Origin of the sequence: Nocardioides dokdonensis FR1436 (assembly GCF_001653335.1) — a bacterium.
Taxonomy (GTDB): domain Bacteria; phylum Actinomycetota; class Actinomycetes; order Propionibacteriales; family Nocardioidaceae; genus Nocardioides; species Nocardioides dokdonensis.
In genome coordinates this window covers 2,559,908-2,577,268 of record NZ_CP015079.1, presented here as the reverse complement: position 1 = coordinate 2,577,268, position 17,361 = coordinate 2,559,908, and the positions used below count along the sequence as shown (strand labels likewise).

The following is a 17,361-nucleotide window of genomic DNA, read 5'->3' as shown; positions in this document are numbered from 1 at the left end:
TCAGGCGGCGACCGGGGCGACGTCGACGAGCCGGCGCACCGCGGACGCGAGCCTCTCCTGGACCTCGGGGTCGGTCAGCGGGTCGACGTCGAGCGCCGACTGCGAGACGGTGACGTCCTCGATGACGCTCGCACCGGCGACACCGGCGGAGCGCACCACGTCGGCGTGCGCCCAGCGACCGCCGTACGGCGTCGGGGTGACGCCGACGACGCCGAGCGGGGTGCCGACGAGCGCGCCGGCCCCGTAGGGGCGCGAGAGCCAGTCGATCGCGTTGTTGAGCACGGCCGGCATGGTGCCGTTGTACTCCGGGGTCACCACGAGCACGCGGTCCGCAGCGGCGACGCTCTCGCGCAGACGCACGGCCGCGGCCGGCGGGGTCTCGCCGTCGATGTCCTCGTTGTAGAAAGGCAGGTCGCCGAGGCCGTCGACGATCTGGAGCTCGACCCCCTCGGGGGCGGAGGCGACCAGACCCTCGGCGAGACGGCGGTTGAGGGAGTCGGCACGGAGGCTGCCGACGAGGACTGCGACACGGGTAGAAGTCATACAGGGTTCAACCACTTCAGGAGGGCGTCTATTCCCCCACCCACGGACCGCCGAGCAGTCACTTCTGCACCATCCAGCAGTCAGTTCTGCACCCGACTCGTAGGCGGCAGGTACTGCCGGCCGACGCCGATGCCGGGACAGCGGCGGCGCCGCATCGACTGATCGGCGGTGCCAAACTGACCGGTCGATGGTGCAGACGTGACTGGTCGATGGTGCAGAACTGACCGCTCGTCGGTGTCAGCGGTGGTGGCGGCGCAGGCCGAACGTCAGCGCGTCGAGCAGCGCCTCCCACGAGGCCTCGATGACGTTGTGTCCCACCCCGACCGTGACCCACGTGCCGGCGCCGTCGGAGGTCTCGATGAGCACCCGGGTGATGGCGTCGGTGCCGTGGCCCTGGTCGAGGATCCGCACCTTGTAGTCGACGAGCTCCAGCTTGGCGACCTCGGGGTAGGCCTGCCCGATGGCCGAGCGCAGGGCCTGGTCGAGCGCGTTGACCGGACCGTTCCCCTCACCGGTCACGACGTAGCGCACCCCCTGGGCCCGCAGCTTGACCGTGGCCTCCGACAGCGCCTCCAGCCCGGGGCCGGACTGGGTCTCGGTGATGACGCGCCACGACTCCACCTCGACGTAGGCCGGACGCTCCCCCTCGACCTCCTCGGCCAGCAGCAGCTCGAAGGAGGCGTCGGCGGCCTCGAAGGTGTAGCCGCGGCTCTCGAGCGCCTTGACCCGGTCGGTGATCCGCGTGAGCAGCTGCTTGGCCTCGGGGCTGTCCCCGGACAGGTCGAAGCCGAGCTCGCGGCCCTTGAGCTCGATGGTGGCGCGCCCGGCCATGTCCGAGACCAGCAGCCTCATGTCGTTGCCGACACCGAGGGGGTCCATGTGCTGGTAGAGGTCGGGGTCGACCTTGATCGCACTGGCGTGCAGGCCCGCCTTGTGCGCGAAGGCCGAGGTGCCGACGTACGGCTGCCGGGCGGCGGGGGCGATGTTGGTGACCTCGGCCACCGCGTGGGCGATGCGGGTGGCCTCGCTCAGCAGCCCCGCCGGCAGCACCGGGCGCTCCCGCTTGAGCTCGAGGTTGGCGACCACGGTGACGAGGTCGGCGTTGCCGGTGCGCTCGCCGTAGCCGTTGACCGTGCCCTGCACGTGGGTGGCACCGGCGTCGATGGCGGCCAGCGAGTTCGCCACGGCGCACCCGGTGTCGTTGTGGCAGTGGATGCCGACGCGCCCGCCGGTGCTCTCCACCACGTCGTGGACCACGTCGGCCACCCACGGCGGCAGCATCCCGCCGTTGGTGTCGCACAGCGCCGCCACCTCGGCCCCGGCCTCGAAGGCCGTGCGCAGCACCTCGAGGGCGTAGTCGCGGTTGGCGCGGTAGCCGTCGAAGAAGTGCTCGGCGTCGAGGAAGACCTGCTGGCCCTCGGCACGCAGGTGGGCGATGGTGTCGCGCACCATCGCGAGGTTCTCCTCCAGCGTCGTGCGCAGCGCGAGCTCGACGTGGCGGTCGTGGGACTTGGCCACCAGGGTGACCACACCGGCGCCGCTGTCGCGCAGGGCCGCGACCTGCGGGTCGTCGGCGGCGACCAGACCGGCGCGGCGGGTCGCCCCGAACGCTGCGAGCCGTGCGTGGCGCAGGTCGAGCTCGTCGACCGCGCGGCGGAAGAACTCGGTGTCCTTGGGGTTCGCCCCGGGCCAGCCGCCCTCGATGTAGCCCACCCCGAGCCCGTCGATCTGCCGGGCGATCGAGAGCTTGTCGGCGACCGACAGGTTCAGGCCCTCCTGCTGGGCGCCGTCGCGCAGGGTCGTGTCGTAGACGTGGAAAGCGCCGTGGAGGTCCATCGTTGCTGCTCCGTCAGGGGTGGGAGGTCATGGGTGCGCCCACAAAAAAACCTCTCGCGGACGAGAGGTTGGCGCGTCGGGGTGGACCCGGCGCGCTAGCGAATGATGAGGACGCGGTGCTGCACACGACCGATGATGCCACTCAGGCCGCCGCCCTGCCCGGCGTCTCGCGATCCGATCGGCTGGTCCTGGGCCGGGCTCCACTGCGGGCCCCGCTGGTCCAGCGAGTACGCCGCCCCGGCGGCGAGCACCAGCACCACCAGCACCGCGGCGACCCAGGAGCCGGGGCGCGCCGACAACGGGCGGACCACCCGCCCCAGCGGGGACCGGACCCGCGAGCCTCCCGGGCCCCACCACAGACCGAGCAGCACCGCCCCGGAGCCGACCAGCAGCGTGGTGGTCGTGCCCAGGGCGAACGTGTAGCACAGCAGGCCGGCCGCCAGCGCCAGCCCGATCGCCCAGAGCTGCAGCACCAGCGTCGAGGGCACGGAGCGCAGCACGTCCCAGGGCGCGCGCACCAGCAGCAGCGGCGCGTCGTACCAGCGCCGCCCGCGCAGGCGGCGGCGCTCCCCCACGTGGCCGGCGGCCAGCGAGCCGCTGCGCAGCAGCCAGACGAGCACCAGCACCAGCGCGAGGCCCAGGTACGGCGCCGCCGCGACGCCGACCCCGACGGCCACGCCGCCCGCCAGCAGGAGCAGACCGCGTCGCGCCCGCTCGAGCGGCGGGACGCGGGGCTGCTCCGGCACCTGCTCGTAGGACTGGTCGTAGGGCTGGTCGTAGGGCTGGTCGGGCCAGCGCTCGGTCGGCAGCACCGCCGTGTGGCCGGCCTCGTCCGGGTGGCCCTCGTCGTAGCCGTCGTCGTCGAGGGGCTCGACGCGGGTCGCGTCGTCCGGCCAGGCCGCGACGTGCACCGGGAGCGTCTCGGGCAGCGGACCGGCGACGGGTCGCCGGTGCACCTGGGTGGTCTGCGGGCGCAGCCAGGCAAGGATCTCGCTCAGCGTCGGCCGCCGCTCGGGATCGGGGTCGAGCGCGGCCTCGACGACGTCGGCGAGGTCGCCGTGCAGCCCGGTGAGGTCGTGCTCGCCGCGGCGCACCCGGTCCATCACCGCCATCGAGGGCCCCCGCCCGAAGGGCGCGCGGCCGGTGCCGGCGTAGGCGACCGTGGCCGCCCACGAGTGCACGTCGGAGGCGGCGCTGGCGTCGTCGCCGTACAGGATCTCGGGGGCCAGGTAGCCCGGGGTGCCGATCAGCCAACCGGTGTGGGTCAGCCGCGGGTCGTCGGCGACACGGGCCAGGCCGAAGTCGATGAGGATCGGGGTGCGCCCCTCCATCAGCACGTTGGAGGGCTTGATGTCGCGGTGCAGCACCCCCACGTCGTGCACCGAGGTCACGCCCTCGGCCAGGCAGCCCGCGAACCACAGCAGGTCACGCCCCCGGATCGGGCCCTCCTCCACCACGTGGTCGTGCAGCGACAGACCGGGCACGTAGCGGGTGGCCACGAAGGGGACGTCGCCCCACGGGTCGGCGTCGAGGACCTCGGCGACCCAGCGGCTGCGCACGCGTGAGAGGGAGGCGACCTCGCGCTCCAGGCGCTGCCGGGCGTCGTCGCCACCGACCACCTGGGGCCGCAGCACCTTCAGCGCCACCCGGTCGCCGCCAGGACGACGCGCGAGGTGCACCACGCCCATGCCGCCCTCACCGAGCTTGGTCAGCAACGTGTACTCGCCGACCGTGACGAGGGCGTCGCTGCGCGGCGAGGTGCTCACCCGATGAGGTTACCCGCGCGAGGCGCGCTCCTCGGGGACGCTCACACGATGCGGTGCATCCATCCGAACGTGTCCTCGGCGCGCCCGAACTGGAGGTCGACGAGCGCGGAGCGGATGCGCCCGGTGAGCTCGCCGCCGGCCTCGCCGGTGTCGGCGGGCGCGGGGATCTCACCGCCCGCGTGCTTGAGGGAGCCGACCGGGGTGACGACCGCGGCGGTGCCGCAGGCGAAGATCTCGCGGATCCGCCCCGACGACACGTCGTCGCGCCACTCCTCGATGGAGAAGCGCCGCTCCTCCACGCTGTGGCCGAGCTTGCCGGCGAGCTCGATGATCGAGGCCCGGGTGATCCCCTCGAGGATGGTGCCGGTCGCCGGGGTGACGATGTGCCCGTCGTCGTACACGAAGTACATGTTCATCCCGCCGAGCTCCTCGACGTAGCGCATCTCCTGCGCGTCGAGGAAGACCACCTGGTCGCACCCGTGGCTGGTGGCCTCCTGCTGGGCGACCAGGGAGGAGGCGTAGTTGCCGCCGGTCTTGGCCGCGCCCATCCCGCCACGTCCGGCCCGGGTGTACTCCTCGGTCAGCCACAGGCTGACCGGCTTGAGCCCACCCTTGAAGTAGGCGCCGGCCGGGCTGGCGATGACCATGAACGTCACGTGCTGCGAGGGGCGCACGCCCAGGAACTTCTCCGAGGCGAACATGAAGGGACGCAGGTAGAGGCTCTTCTCCCCCGCGCCGTCCGGCACCCAGCGCTCGTCGACGCGCACGAGGGCGTCGACCGCGGCGACGAAGTCCTCCACCTCGAGGACCGGCAGCGCCAGGCGGTGGCTGGAGCGCGCCATCCGCGCACCGTTCTCCTCGGGGCGGAAGCTCCAGATCGAGCCGTCCTCGTGCCGGTAGGCCTTCATCCCCTCGAAGGTCTCCTGCGCGTAGTGCAGGACCGCCGTGGCCGGGTCGAGCGTGATCGGGCCGTACGGCGTGATGCGCGCGTCGTGCCACCCCTTCTCGGGGGTCCACTCGACCGTGAGCATGTGGTCGGTGAAGTGCACACCGAAGCCCGGCGCCGAGAGGATCTCGGCGAGACGGTCGTCGGGGACGGGCGCGGCGTTGCCGGTGACGCTGATCTCCATGGGCATCAAACTACGCGCTCTCGTGTGGTGGGTGCAGGGCGGTCGGGTGCAGGGCGGAGGTCAGCCCGCGACGCGCTTCGCGATCGCGTCGCCGACCTCGGAGGTGCGCCGCGTGGTCGTGCCGCGCTCGGCGAGGTCGGCCATCACGGCCTGCTCGACGACGCTCGCGGCCTCGGCGTGCCCGAGGTGGTCGAGCAGCAGCGAGACCGAGAGGATCGCGGCGGTGGGGTCCGCGACCTGCTGACCGGCAATGTCCGGCGCCGAGCCGTGGACGGGCTCGAACATCGACGGCGCGGTGCGGTCGGGGTTGATGTTCCCGGAGGCGGCCAGGCCGATGCCGCCACTGATCGCACCGGCGAGGTCGGTGATGATGTCGCCGAAGAGGTTGTCGGTGACGATCACGTCGAAGCGCTGCGGGTTGGTGGTCATGTGGATCATCGCGGCGTCGATGTGCATGTAGTCGACGGTGACGTCCGGGTGCTCGGCGGCGACCTCCTGGGTCAGGCGCCACCACACCGCACCGGCGTGGACGAGCACGTTGGTCTTGTGGACCAGGGTCAGCTTCTTGCGCGGGCGGCGCTCGGCGCGGGCGAAGGCGTCACGCAGCACCCGCTCCACGCCGTACGCCGTGTTGACCGAGACCTCGGTGGCGACCTCGGCCGGGGTGCCGACGCGCAGCGCGCCACCGTTGCCCGTGTAGGGGCCCTCGGTGCCCTCGCGCACGACGACGAAGTCGACCTCGTCGTCGCCGAGGATCTCGCGGCTCAGCGGCGAGGTGACGCCGGGGAAGATCCGCGAGGGGCGCAGGTTCACGTAGTGGTCGAGCTCGAAGCGCAGCCGCAGCAGCAGCCCGCGCTCGAGGATGCCCGGCGGTAGGTTCGGGTCGTTCGGCTTGCCACCGACGGCGCCGAGCAGGATGGCGTCGTGCCCGCGGATCTCGCTGAGCACGGTGTCGGGCAGCACCTCGCCGGTCGCGAGGTAGCGCTCCGCGCCGAGGTCGTAGCTGGTCTGGGCGACGTGCATCCCTGCCGGGGCGGCGACCTCGAGGACCTTGAGCGCCTCGGTGGTCACCTCCTGCCCGATGCCGTCGCCGGGGATGACGGCGAGGTTGACGGAACCGGACGAGGCAGGAGTGGTGGTCATGGGCCGAACGCTAGTTGTCGTCGGGGCGCTGACCGCCGTTGTCCCGCAGGTCGAGCGAGGTCTGGACCGCTTCCCAGCTCCGGGGGTTCTCCGGGTTGTGCGCGGCGGGGCCCCACTCGGGGTACATGTCGTACATGTCGTGACTCCTTCTCGGTGGCTGATCTGACGGGTTCCTGCGCGGTGTGGCGCGGTTGTTCCGGCGGCATGACGCCACAGCCGGAGATGACCCCGCGGTGGGGACTAGGAACCCATGGATCGCATGGGGAGGCGTAGACCTCGAGAGGAGCGGATCGCGCGTGCTGTCGAAGCAGGACCCGCCGCGGAGACATCTTCAGATGTGCCGTGAGACCACACGCAACGCCGAACCACCGCGGCGAGGGGGCCTCACTGGCAGCTACTGCTGCTGGGCCTCGCCGCGGCGCTCGATAAGTACGAGGATGCTCCGCATGATGGACACAGCCTAGGCTCGCCCAGCGGACGGCGGCTACCGATTTCCGGAATGTGTCCGCGATCCGAGACGCGGGTCCCGAGATGACAGACTCGCGGCCATGAGTGCCCCTCCCGAGCTGCCGGACGTCGTACGGCGCGCCTTCGAGGTCTCCCGCCGCGCCGGCTACGTCTCGTTCTGCCGCAACGAGACCGGTCGGCTGCTGGCGACCCTGGCTGCGACGCGGGACGGCACGATGGCCGAGTTCGGCACCGGCTGCGGCGTCGGCACGGCCTGGCTGCGCAGCGGTGTGCGCGACCAGCGGGCGCGGATCCTCACCGCCGAGCTCGACCCGCGGCTCGCGCAGGCGGCCGGGGAGATCTTCGCCGACGACCCGCTCGTGGAGGTCCTGGCCGCCGACTGGTCGACGCTCCTGGACAAGGGCCCGTTCTCCTTGTTGTTCCTCGACTCCGAGCAGCCCGGCGCGGTCGGCGTCGACGCCCTGGCCGACCTGGTCGCCGACGGCGGCATCGTGGTCCTCGACGACTTCACGCCCTGCGAGCAGTGGCCGCCGGTGACCTACGGGCGCGTCGACGTGCTGCGTGAGCAGTGGCTCACCGACCCGCGGTTCACCGCGGTCGAGGTGATGGTGGCCTCGGACGCCTCCACCATCATCGCGACGAAGCGGTAGCCGTCGCGGCGTCGGCGCCGGGCGGGTCGACCGCCGGGCCCAGGCGCACGGTCAGGACGGGCAGCAGGGCCTGCGTGACCGGTCCGATGCTGAGCGCGTAGAGGACCGTGCCGACGCCGGCGGCGCCGCCGAGCAGGAGGCCGATCGCCACGACGGTGATCTCGAGGCCGGTGCGCACCAGGCGCAGCGACACCCCGGTGCGCCGGTGGAGCCCGGTCATCAGGCCGTCGCGGGGGCCGCGGCCCAGCTGGGCGCCGATGTAGAACGCGGTCGCCGCGCCGTTGCCGAGCACGCCCGCCACCATCAAGGCGATCCGCAGGCCCAGGTGGTCGGGGCTGTCGAGCATCGCCAGCGTCGCGTCGGTCGCGATCCCGATGACCAGGGCGTTCGAGATCGTGCCCAGGCCGGGCATCTCGCGCAGGGGGATCCACAGCAGCAGGACCAGGAGGCTGACGATGATCAGCACCTCGCCCAGGCTGAGCGGGACGTAGCGGGCGATGCCGAGGTGCAGCACGTCCCAGGGCGACACGCCCAGGTCCGCGCGAACCATCATGGCCAGCGAGACGCCGTACAGCCACAGGCCGACGTAGAGCTGGGGCAGGCGGCGCCCCAGCCGCCCGGCGCGCAGCTGGGCGAGGGGTCCGAGGTCGGCGAGGAGCATGGGTCCAGGATGCCGTCGGATTGGCCTGTCAGGAAATAGCCAATCGTGCGACAGTGGTCTGCATGGTCGCCTCTGTGTCCGCCGCCCGGGTCGCGTCGCTGGTGGGCGCCTTCGACCGCTCGCCGGCCTACCTCGGCCTCGCCGACGCGCTCACGCTGCTCGTCGGCGACGGGCGGATCGGCTTCGACGTGCGCCTGCCCAGCGAGCGCGAGCTGACCGAGGCGCTGGGCGTCTCCCGCACCACCGTCACGCGCGCCTACGCGCTGCTGCGCGAGACCGGGTACGCCGCCTCCCGCCAGGGCTCGGGCACCTTCACCCGGGTGCCCGGCGGCCGCGCCCGCTCCCACGACCGCGCGCTGCTGCCGGGGGTGGACGACGGGGACGCCGTCGACCTCAACTGTGCTGCGGCCGCGGCGCCCGTCGGTCTCCTGCAGGCCTACTCCGACGCCGCCGGCGACCTGCCGGCCTACCTGGGCGGCCACGGCTACTTCCCGACCGGCCTCCCCCGGCTCCAGCAGCGCATCGCGGAGGCCTACGCCGCCCGCGGCCTCGCCACCGACCCCGACCAGGTGCTCGTGACGCCCGGGGCGCTGTCGGCCGCCGCCGTCGTCGCGCAGGCGTTCACCGGTCGCGGCGACCGGGTGCTGGTGGAGTCCCCGGTCTACCCGAACGCCACCCAGGCGCTGCGCAACGCCGGGGCACGGCTGGTGCCCAGCGCCGTCGATCCCGACGGCTGGGACCTCGACGCGGTGGGCGCCACACTGCGCGCCGCCCGGCCGCGGCTGGCCTACCTGGTGCCCGACTTCCAGAACCCGACCGGGCACGTGATGAGCGACGATCAGCGAGCGGCGTACGCCGCCCACCTGCGCGCCGCCGGCACCCGCGCCGTCGTCGACGAGGCGCACCAGGCGCTGGCCCTGGACGGACAGCCGATGCCGCTGCCGTTCGCGGCGCACGCGCCCGGGACGATCACCATCGGCAGCGCCAGCAAGAGCTTCTGGGGCGGGCTGCGCCTGGGGTGGATCCGGGCCCCGCACGAGTGCCTCGAGCAGCTGCAGGAGGCCCGACTGGCCCTCGACCTCGGCGCGCCCGTGCTGGAGCAGCTGACGCTGGCGCGGCTGCTGGAGACCGGCCCGGTGCTCCCCGGTCACGTCGAGCAGCTGCGCGCCCAGCGCGACCGCCTGGTCGCCGAGATGACCGCGCGGCTGCCCGAGTGGCGCTTCCACACGCCCGGCGGCGGGCTGGCGCTGTGGATCGAGCTGCCCTCGGCGCGCGGCAGCGCCCTGGCCGCCGCAGCCGAGCAGCACGGCGTGATCGTCGCCCCGGGCCCGGTCTTCGCCGCCGAGGGCGGGCTCGACCGGTTCGTGCGGGTGCCCTGGACCCGCCGCCCCGACGAGCTCGCCCTCGCCGTGGAGCGCCTCGCCCACGCCTGGGCGGACGTGCGCGACGCCCCCGCCACGCGGGTGCGGCGCGGCACGCGGGTGATGGTGGCCTGAGCAGCCCGCCGCCCCGCGTGAGGAGATCCATGAACGACTACCCACGGTTGATGCACGCCGCGATCGACACCACGGACGCCCGCGGCCTCGCGGAGTTCTACCGACAGCTGCTCGGCCTGACATACCGGCCGGGCGACGAGCCACCCACCGAGGGCACCGACGACGCCGCGGACTGGCTGGTGCTGGTCGACGCCGAGGGCCGTCGGGTCCTCGCGGTCCAAGAGGTCGAGCGTCTCACTGCGTCGACCTGGCCTGCGCATGACGTACCGATGCAGATGCACCTCGACTTCGCCGTGACCGACCGCGAGGCGCTCGAGCGGCACCGTAGGCGCGCGGAGGAGCTCGGCGCCCGGCTGCTGCTGGACCGCACCAGGGAGCAAACCGAGCCGCTGTACGTGCTCGCCGACCCCGCTGGGCACCCGTTCTGCCTACTTGTGGGGTGAGCGGTCAGCAGCAGGCGCAGCCCTGCCCGCAGCCGCACCCGTCGGCCTGGTCGGGCGCGCCGACCGGCATCGGAGCGCAGCACCCCTCGCCGCGCCAGGCCTGCCGGCCCTCCTTGAGCGCGACAGCGGCGATGACCAGGCCGGCCACCGGGTCGGCCCACCACCAGCCGAGCGTCGCGTTGAGCACCAGGCCGCCCAGCAGGACCGCGGACATGTAGGTGCACAGGAGGGTCTGCGTCGAGTCGGCGACCACGGCGTTGGAGCCGAGCGCACGACCGGTGCGGCGCTGCGCCCAGGACAGGAACGGCATGATCGCCAGCGACGCTGCCGCCAGCACCATGCCGACCGTCGAGGCCTCCGGACGGAGCCCGCTCGCGAGCGAGCGGATCGACTCGAACGCGACGTAGCCGGCGAGGGCGAAGAACGAGAGCGCCATCAGTCTCAGCGCGGTGCGCTCACGTGACTCCGGCAGGGCATGGCGGAACTGCCACAGGATGATCAGGCCGGAGGAGACCTCGACGACGGAGTCGAGGCCGAAGCCGACCAGGGCGATCGACCCGGCCACCAGCCCTGCCGCGATCGCGATGACGGCCTCGACCACGTTGTAGGCCACCGACGCACCTGCCAGCAGCTGGGCCCGTCGGGCGTACCGCCGACGGTCCTGCTCGCTGGTGGCCACACCGAGCGGGTACGTGCCGGGCGCGCTCATCGGGATGTCCTGTCGGGGTGGGAGGCGTGGGACGGCGACACTGGCGCGAGCGGGCCCTGCTCGTCAAACCAGGCGCCGACCGACCGGACAGCATGGATGGCCCGACGGGTCGACGTCGGCCCGTCAGACGTCCCCGAGCGTCGCGCTGGTGGGTCGATTCGCAGCAGAAAGCCCTTGCTCTCGAACAGGTGTTCGAGTAGGATCGGACCCATGATCGAGACCGACAGCCACGGGCAGCCTCTCGAGGTCGACGACCTCGATGCTGAGTGGCTGCTCGACTTCGCCCACGAGGCAGAGGCTGAGGTCCGCAGGGCGGAGCGGCGTCGACTGCGGGTGGTGCTGCGCTGGTGCGACCTGCATCCCGCGGTCGACGACGCGCACCGGCTCTCGTGGGGTGAGCAGGAGCGGGTCTGGGACTGCGACGCCTGGATCGGTGGCGAGGGGGTGCCGGCGGTGGCGGAGTTCTCCGCGCAGCCGTTGGCTGCGGTGATGCGGATGTCGCCGGCAGCGACCACGTCCCTGATGGCCGAGGCGCTCGAGCTGCGGCACCGGCTGCCGAAGATCCACGCCCGGGTCGAGGCGTTGGACGTGGCGTTGTGGCGGGCACGCCGGGTCGCGAAGGCCACCCAGGGACTTTCACCCGAGGCCGCCGCGCACGTCGATGCGGCGCTGGCGCCGGTCGTGGACTCCGTCGGGCCGACCCGGATCGACCGGGCGGTCGCGGAGGCCGTGGCGCTGTTCGACCCCGAGACCCTCGAGGCCGCGGAGGAGCACGCGAGGACTCGTGAGTGGGGCATCAGCCTGCGGCACCACCGTGCCGGTGAGGGCGGCCAGTGGGCCGGGACGTCGTGGCTGGGGATCACCGGCGACACCCCCACGCTGCAGCGGCTGCACGACCTGATCGTCGACACCACCGAGCCCGCCACCGGCCCCGACGCCGAGCTCGACCCGGGCCTCGGCGAACGACAGGTGCACGCGCTGGCAGCGGTCCTCGACGGGCTCGGTGCACCCCGCCCCCGGGTGAGGCTCAACATCGACGTCACCACCAGCGACCTCGACGCCACCGGCACCGGCACCGAGACCGGTGTCGGGCAGGTGCTCGGACTCGGGCCCGCCACCCTGACCAAGATCCGCGAGTGGCTCGCAGGGGCGTCGGTGACGGTGCTGCCGGTCCTCGACATGGCCCGCACCGACTCCGTCGACGCCCACGACCCGCCCCGGTGGATGCGCGACCTGGTCACCCGCCGCGACACCCACTGCGTCTTCCCGTTCTGCGACGTCCCCGCCAGCCGCTGCGACCTCGACCACATCGAGCCCTACATCGACCCCGACGACGGCGGCCCACCCGGCCAGACCCACCCAGCCAACCTGGCACCACTGTGCAGACACGATCACCGCGCCAAGACCATCGACGCGTGGAGCTACCAGCGCACCGACCACGGCGACTACCTGTGGCGCGACCAGCACGGGAACAGGTACGCCGTCACGCCGTACGGCACCCTCGAGCTCGATCCAGGCTCGCCAGCCACTCCTCCACGCTGACCCACCGCGTCACCGCGGGGTGGTAGAAGAAGACGCTCTGGTGATGGATCGAGCCGATGACCGCCACCTGCTCGAGCTCGCCGGCGCTGGCCCGCGCGAGCGCGGCGCCGAGCTCGACATACATCCCCCGACCTTCGTGCTCGGACGCGACGACGAGCACCGCCTCGGCCGCCAGCACCGCATCAAGGTCGGCCGAGGCCACCGACGCCGCAGCGGCCGGCTGTGACTCGTAGTCGGTGAGCGCAGCATCGCTGGCTCGGGTCCAGTCGAGCGTCAGCTCGTGGCCCGCCCGGATCACCGCGGTCTGCACGCTGCGGACGGTCTCAACATCGGCCAACGCACCCGCGACGTAGATCAACATCCCGGCAACCTCTCACACAGCACGATGGCAAGAAGTCATCGTCTCGACTCCCTCGCACAAGCCGGGTGGCTCCAAAACCAGGTGCAGGACGCCATGGTCCCGTCCTAACCTGGCGTGGTCCCACCCCCGCACCCCAGGCAAGGTCACGTTGCTCCTCTGAGGTCCGTCCCCGCGTCCGTCGCGACGCACCCGACCCCTCACCTGGAGCAGCCATGTCCTCGACCCGACCCGTCTGCGTCGTCTCCGGCCTCGACGTCACCTGGCCCGATGGCGGCAGCGCGCTGCGTGAGCTCGACCTCACCCTCAAGCGCGGCCGGGCCGGACTGGTCGGGCTCAACGGGTCCGGCAAGTCGACCCTGCTCCGGGTGCTGGCCGGGGAGATGATCCCGACGGCCGGGCACGTCTCGGTCACCGGCGAGGTCGGCTACCTGCCGCAGGACCTCACTGCCGACCCCACCCGTCCCGTCGCCGACTTCCTCGGCATCGCCGCGACGCTCGAGGCGCTGCGGGCGATCGAGACCGGCAGCACCGACCAGTCCCACTTCGACCGCGTCGGTGACGACTGGGACGTCGAGGAACGCGCCACCGCCGAGCTGGACCGGCTCGGACTGCCTGCCCGCACCCTGCACCGGTGTCTCGGAGAGCTCTCCGGCGGCGAGGTGACCCGCCTCGCGCTGGCCGCGGTGCTGCTCCGTCGCCCCGACGTGCTGCTCCTCGACGAGCCCACCAACAACCTCGACCGGGCCGCCCGGGCACGCGTCCACGACCTCGTCGCCACCTGGCCCCACACCCTCCTCGTGGTCAGCCACGACCGCGAGCTGCTCGAGCGCGTCGACCGCATCGCCGACCTGCGCGAGGGCGTGGTGCGGTGGTACGGCGGCGGCTGGTCGGCGTACGTCGCCCAGGTCGCGGCCGAGCAGGAGGCGGCGCAGCAGGCGGTGGTGACCGCCCGCGCCGAGGTCCGTCGACAGCGACGCGATGTCGTCGACGCCGAGCAGGCCCTCGCCCGGCGTCGTCGGGTCGCCGCCAAGGCGGAGCGCACCACGGGGCTCGGCAAGGCCGCGCGCGACTACCTGAAGGGCCGTGCCGAGCGGTCGGCCGCGTCCTACCGCCACGTGCACGCCGACCGGCTCGACACCGCCCGCACCGGGCTGGACCGCGCCGAGGAGCTGCTGCGCGACGACACCGCGATCCGCGTCGACCTGCCCGGCACCGAGGTGCGACGCGGCGCCCTGGTCCTCAGCAGCCGCGACCTGGTGCTACGCACCGGCACCACCGTCGACACCGACCTCGTCGGCCCGGAACGGCTGGCGCTCGTCGGTCCCAACGGCTGCGGCAAGACGACCCTGCTGCACACCTGGGCCGGGCTGCTGGCCCCGCGCGCGGGCGAAGTCCGCGTGCACGTCCCGGTGGCCCTGCTCCCCCAGCGGCTCGACGTCCTCGACGACGCCGCCCCGCTGGCTGCGGAGGTGGCGCGCCGAAACCCGGGCGCGACTCCGGAGCAGGTGCGTGCCCGGCTCGCCCGCTTCGGCTTCCGCGGCGCGGCCGGCGACCGCCTCGTCGGCTCCCTGTCCGGCGGCGAGCGGCTGCGCGCCACCCTCACGGCCCTGCTCCTGGCCGACCCCGCCCCGCGGCTGCTGCTGCTCGACGAGCCGACCAACAACCTCGACCTGGCGTCGTACGACGCCCTGGTCACCGCCCTCGCGGGCTACCGGGGCGCGCTCGTGGTCGCCAGCCACGACCAGGCGTTCCTCGACGACCTCGGTCTCGAGCACACCCTCGACCTCGGCGCCCCGCTGGTGGGAGGCTCGACGCCATGACCGTCGCCGACCTCGCTGCAGCGAGGCAGGTCGCCCTCACGACCTACGACACCGAGGGTGAACCCGTGACCGTCCCGGCGTGGGTGGTCCGCCTCGGAGACGGACGCCTGGGCCTCCCGGCCGCCCTCGGGGCGCAGCCGCGGGTACGGCTCCAGCCGTGCGACTCCCGCGGGCGCCCCCGCGATGACGCCGCACCGGTGGAGGGCGAGGCCGAGCAGGTGCGCTCGGGGGGCTCTTCGAGGAGACGCTGGGTCGGCTCGGCGAGAAGTACGGGTGGCGGGCGCGCCTGCCACGCCGGAGCAGCATCGACACCGTCGTCCTGGTGCGCCTCGACGAGTCGCCGCTCAGCTGAAGAGCGCGTGTCCCACGTGCTCGCCCTCGGCGACCCCGGCGGGCACGGCGAACAGCGCGGATCCGGTGAACCTCAGGTACTCCATCAACGCGTCGTTCCTCGCCATCGCGTTCTGGACCGGGATGAACTGGGTGCGCGGGTCGCGCACGAAGGCGATGAAGAACAGGCCCGCGTCCAGTCCCCCGAGGTCGTCGGTGCCGTCGACGAAGTTGTAGCCACGCCGCAGCATCCGGGCGCCGCCGTGGGCGTCGGGGTGCACGACCCGGACGTGCGCGTCGGGCGCGATCACGGTGGTGTCGTTGCTGCCCGGCATGTCGAAGTCCGGTGCGGTGTGCTCCTCCCCGCCCGAGAGCGGCGCCCCGCTGCCCTTGGCCCGGCCGATGAAGGCCTCCTGGTCCCCCAGCGGCTGGCGGTCCCACACCTCCATCGTCATGTTGATGCGCCGCGCCGCCAGGTAGGTCCCCCCGGCGAGCCACGACGCGTCGGGATCGTCCTCGGGCGCCACCCACACGTGCTCGTCGAGGGCGGCCGGCTCCTCGGCCTTGACGTTGGCGGTGCCGTCCTTGAAGCCGAAGAGGTTGCGCGGGGTGTCCTGGCTGGTCGACGTCGAGGACGTGCGGCCGAAGCCCAGCTGGGACCAGCGCACCGACACCCGCCCGAACCCGATGCGGATCAGGTTGCGCACCGCGTGCACCGCCACCTGGGGGTCCTGGGCGCAGGCCTGGACGCACAGGTCGCCGTACGAGCGGCGCGGGTCGAGCACGTCGGCCGGGAAGTGCGGCAGGTCGCGCAGCGCCTCGGGCTGCCGGTCCGCCAGCCCGAAGCGGTCCCGGCCCTCGCCGTCACGGAAGAGGCCGGGCCCGAAGCCGAACGTGAGCGTCAGCCCGCTCGCGCCCAGGCCGATCGCCTCGCCGGTGTCGTCGGGCGGCAGCAGGTAGCTGCCCTCGACCGGGCCCACCGGACCCGCCCCGGCACCGCGCGTCATCCGCTCGGCCGCCGCGGTCCACTCCTCCAGCAGCGCCACCAGCTCCTCGCGGGACTCCGTGGTCACGTCCAGGGCCACGAAGTGCAGCCGGTCCTGGGCCGGCGTGGTGATCCCGGCCTGGTGCGCGCCCCGGAAGGCGTACGTCGTCGTCGTGCCGTCGATCCCGCCGGCCGCCTCCACCTCACGGCTCAGCGCGAAACCGCCGGCGACGCCCGCGACAGCGGCCCCGCTCCCGCCGAGCAGTCCGCGCCGGGAGATCCGTCCCACGCTCACGCCAGGACGGCGGCCGTCAGCCGCGACAGGGGCTCGGACAGGGCGTTGACCGCGTCGGCGAGCGCCTTGACCTCCTCGGGCGCGAGGTCGTCGTAGGAGACGAACCCGTCGCCGTCGCGGTGCGCGTCGAGCAGCTCCTGCAGCGCGGCGAAGCGGGTCGTGAGGCTCTCGGCCAGCTGGGGGTCCTTCTCGGCCACGATCGGCTCGACGCCCTCGAAGCCGACCCGGGCGCCGTCGACGTTGGCCTGGAAGTCGTAGAGGTCGGTGCGCGACCAGTACTCCTCCTCGCCGGTCACCTTGCCGAGCGCGACCTCCTCGAGCAGGCCTCGCGACCCGTTGGCGATCTGGTCGACCGTGAAGGTGAGGCCCTGGATCTCCGTGTCCAGCTGCTCGGTGTTCGCCAGCAGGTCCTGGGCGTACGCCGTGCGCTGCCGCGGCGTGAGCGGGGTGTAGCCCTCGGCCCGGTCCGGCCACAGGTCCTTCTCGATGCGGTGCCAGCCGGTCCACTCCTGGCCGGGCTCGAGATCGGCCTCGCGCAGGTCCATCTTCGGGTCGAGGTCGCCGAAGGACTCCGCGACCGTCTCGATCCGCTCCCAGTGGGTGCGCGCCACCGGGTAGAGCGCACGCGCCCCGTCGTCGTCGCCGCCCTCGTAGAGCGCCACGAAGTCGCGGGTCTTCTCCACCAGCTGCGCGGACTGGTCCTCGACGTAGCCCTGGTAGCCGGCCAGGGCCCGATCGACCAGCTGCTGCTCGTCGGCGGAGACGTCGCGCTCCTGGTCCGAGGCCGACACCGTGAAGTCGCCGCGGATGCCCTCGCCGCTCATCCCCGGCTTGCAGGCGGTGCGGTAGCGCCCGGGTGCGACGTGGGTGACCAGCTGGCGGGTGGCCTGCGGCCCGACGTTCTCGATCTCGGCCACGATGCGCAGCCCGTCCTCGGCGAGCAGGTAGAACTCGGTGACCTGCGAGCCGGTGTTGGTGACGTCGAAGCGGACCGTGCCCGCAGGCGCTCGCGACGCCGAGAGCTGGCAGTCGTCCTCGCCCGAGGTCACGGTGATCGCGCGGGGACCGTCGGCGGTCGACCCGGCGTCGGTGCTCTCGGTGCAGGCAGCGAGCAGCGGCGTCGTCAGCACGAGGGCGGTGAGCAACGGGCGGGTCAGGTGGGTGCGCACAGGTGGGTTCTCTC

At 73.1% G+C, this 17,361-nt stretch carries 16 protein-coding genes; 5 read left to right on the top strand and 11 right to left on the bottom strand.

Annotated elements, in window-relative coordinates:
- From I601_RS12190 to I601_RS21855, 6 genes are all read right to left on the bottom strand, one after another.
- Entirely contained in the window at nt 1-543 is a 543-nt protein-coding gene (locus I601_RS12190; RefSeq protein WP_068110032.1) for an NADPH-dependent FMN reductase, read from the bottom strand.
- A gap of 237 nt (nt 544-780) precedes the next feature.
- Nucleotides 781-2,379 carry a citramalate synthase gene (cimA, locus tag I601_RS12185; protein WP_068110029.1) on the bottom strand — a complete coding sequence of 533 codons (1,599 nt, stop codon included), beginning with the start codon at nt 2,377-2,379 and terminating at the stop codon, nt 781-783.
- Between the two features lie 95 nt (nt 2,380-2,474).
- The gene (locus I601_RS12180; protein WP_068110026.1) at nt 2,475-4,145 is read right to left on the bottom strand and encodes a serine/threonine-protein kinase; all 1,671 of its coding nucleotides are present in this window, start codon (nt 4,143-4,145) and stop codon (nt 2,475-2,477) included.
- Between the two features lie 41 nt (nt 4,146-4,186).
- A complete protein-coding gene (locus tag I601_RS12175) occupies nt 4,187-5,275 on the bottom strand; it encodes a branched-chain amino acid aminotransferase (protein ID WP_084527531.1) in 1,089 nt (362 codons plus the stop codon).
- A 60-nt stretch (nt 5,276-5,335) separates the two neighbouring features.
- Nucleotides 5,336-6,418: a 3-isopropylmalate dehydrogenase gene (locus I601_RS12170; protein ID WP_068110020.1), complete on the bottom strand. Its 1,083-nt coding sequence runs from the start codon at nt 6,416-6,418 to the stop codon at nt 5,336-5,338.
- A 10-nt stretch (nt 6,419-6,428) separates the two neighbouring features.
- Nucleotides 6,429-6,554 carry a hypothetical protein gene (locus tag I601_RS21855; RefSeq protein ID WP_257733132.1) on the bottom strand — a complete coding sequence of 42 codons (126 nt, stop codon included), beginning with the start codon at nt 6,552-6,554 and terminating at the stop codon, nt 6,429-6,431.
- A 412-nt stretch (nt 6,555-6,966) separates the two neighbouring features.
- Between I601_RS21855 and I601_RS12165 the strand changes: the two genes are divergently transcribed.
- On the top strand, nt 6,967-7,536 hold the full coding sequence (locus I601_RS12165) for an O-methyltransferase (protein ID WP_068110018.1): 570 nt from the start codon (nt 6,967-6,969) through the stop codon (nt 7,534-7,536).
- Here I601_RS12165 and yczE read toward each other — a convergent pair.
- On the bottom strand, nt 7,517-8,197 hold the full coding sequence (gene yczE, locus I601_RS12160) for a membrane protein YczE (RefSeq protein ID WP_068110015.1): 681 nt from the start codon (nt 8,195-8,197) through the stop codon (nt 7,517-7,519). The two genes, I601_RS12165 and yczE, sit on opposite strands and share 20 nt — an antisense overlap.
- Before the next feature lie 62 nt (nt 8,198-8,259).
- Here yczE and yczR point away from each other — a divergent pair, with 62 nt between their 5' ends.
- Nucleotides 8,260-9,693 (top strand): MocR-like transcription factor YczR, encoded by a 1,434-nt coding sequence (gene yczR / locus I601_RS12155; RefSeq protein ID WP_068114816.1) that lies wholly within the window; start codon nt 8,260-8,262, stop codon nt 9,691-9,693.
- Between the two features lie 29 nt (nt 9,694-9,722).
- Nucleotides 9,723-10,136: a VOC family protein gene (locus I601_RS12150; RefSeq protein ID WP_068110012.1), complete on the top strand. Its 414-nt coding sequence runs from the start codon at nt 9,723-9,725 to the stop codon at nt 10,134-10,136.
- Between the two features lie 4 nt (nt 10,137-10,140).
- On the opposite strand, the gene I601_RS12145 is transcribed toward I601_RS12150, so the two are convergent.
- Nucleotides 10,141-10,845, bottom strand: coding sequence for a cation diffusion facilitator family transporter (locus I601_RS12145; protein ID WP_068110009.1), 705 nt, complete (start codon nt 10,843-10,845; stop codon nt 10,141-10,143).
- A gap of 210 nt (nt 10,846-11,055) precedes the next feature.
- On the opposite strand from I601_RS12145, the gene I601_RS12140 reads away from it, so the two are divergent.
- Nucleotides 11,056-12,387, top strand: coding sequence for an HNH endonuclease signature motif containing protein (locus I601_RS12140; RefSeq protein ID WP_068110007.1), 1,332 nt, complete (start codon nt 11,056-11,058; stop codon nt 12,385-12,387).
- Here the strand turns inward: I601_RS12140 and I601_RS12135 are convergent.
- Nucleotides 12,329-12,748, bottom strand: coding sequence for a hypothetical protein (locus I601_RS12135; RefSeq protein ID WP_068110004.1), 420 nt, complete (start codon nt 12,746-12,748; stop codon nt 12,329-12,331). The two genes, I601_RS12140 and I601_RS12135, sit on opposite strands and share 59 nt — an antisense overlap.
- Before the next feature lie 212 nt (nt 12,749-12,960).
- On the opposite strand from I601_RS12135, the gene I601_RS12130 reads away from it, so the two are divergent.
- A complete protein-coding gene (locus I601_RS12130) occupies nt 12,961-14,568 on the top strand; it encodes an ABC-F family ATP-binding cassette domain-containing protein (RefSeq protein ID WP_068110001.1) in 1,608 nt (535 codons plus the stop codon).
- 344 nt (nt 14,569-14,912) lie between these two features.
- Here the strand turns inward: I601_RS12130 and efeB are convergent, their stop codons facing one another.
- Complete coding sequence (gene efeB, locus I601_RS12125; protein WP_218917659.1) at nt 14,913-16,178, bottom strand: iron uptake transporter deferrochelatase/peroxidase subunit; 1,266 nt, start codon at nt 16,176-16,178, stop codon at nt 14,913-14,915.
- Nucleotides 16,175-17,347, bottom strand: a complete 1,173-nt coding sequence (efeO, locus tag I601_RS12120; RefSeq protein WP_237089389.1) for an iron uptake system protein EfeO — start codon at nt 17,345-17,347, stop codon at nt 16,175-16,177. The genes efeB and efeO overlap by 4 nt, the downstream gene beginning before the upstream one ends.
- Nucleotides 17,348-17,361 lie beyond the last annotated feature (14 nt).

Coding starts and splice junctions, on each gene's coding strand:
- I601_RS12175 (WP_084527531.1), bottom strand. CDS start 5,275: ATGGAGATCAGCGTCACCGGCAACGCCGCGCCCGTCCCCGACGACCGT.
- I601_RS21855 (WP_257733132.1), bottom strand. CDS start 6,554: ATGTACGACATGTACCCCGAGTGGGGCCCCGCCGCGCACAACCCGGAG.
- I601_RS12190 (WP_068110032.1), bottom strand. CDS start 543: ATGACTTCTACCCGTGTCGCAGTCCTCGTCGGCAGCCTCCGTGCCGAC.
- I601_RS12150 (WP_068110012.1), top strand. CDS start 9,723: ATGAACGACTACCCACGGTTGATGCACGCCGCGATCGACACCACGGAC.
- I601_RS12165 (WP_068110018.1), top strand. CDS start 6,967: ATGAGTGCCCCTCCCGAGCTGCCGGACGTCGTACGGCGCGCCTTCGAG.
- yczE (WP_068110015.1), bottom strand. CDS start 8,197: ATGCTCCTCGCCGACCTCGGACCCCTCGCCCAGCTGCGCGCCGGGCGG.
- yczR (WP_068114816.1), top strand. CDS start 8,260: ATGGTCGCCTCTGTGTCCGCCGCCCGGGTCGCGTCGCTGGTGGGCGCC.
- I601_RS12145 (WP_068110009.1), bottom strand. CDS start 10,845: ATGAGCGCGCCCGGCACGTACCCGCTCGGTGTGGCCACCAGCGAGCAG.
- I601_RS12170 (WP_068110020.1), bottom strand. CDS start 6,418: ATGACCACCACTCCTGCCTCGTCCGGTTCCGTCAACCTCGCCGTCATC.
- cimA (WP_068110029.1), bottom strand. CDS start 2,379: ATGGACCTCCACGGCGCTTTCCACGTCTACGACACGACCCTGCGCGAC.
- I601_RS12140 (WP_068110007.1), top strand. CDS start 11,056: ATGATCGAGACCGACAGCCACGGGCAGCCTCTCGAGGTCGACGACCTC.
- I601_RS12135 (WP_068110004.1), bottom strand. CDS start 12,748: ATGTTGATCTACGTCGCGGGTGCGTTGGCCGATGTTGAGACCGTCCGC.
- I601_RS12130 (WP_068110001.1), top strand. CDS start 12,961: ATGTCCTCGACCCGACCCGTCTGCGTCGTCTCCGGCCTCGACGTCACC.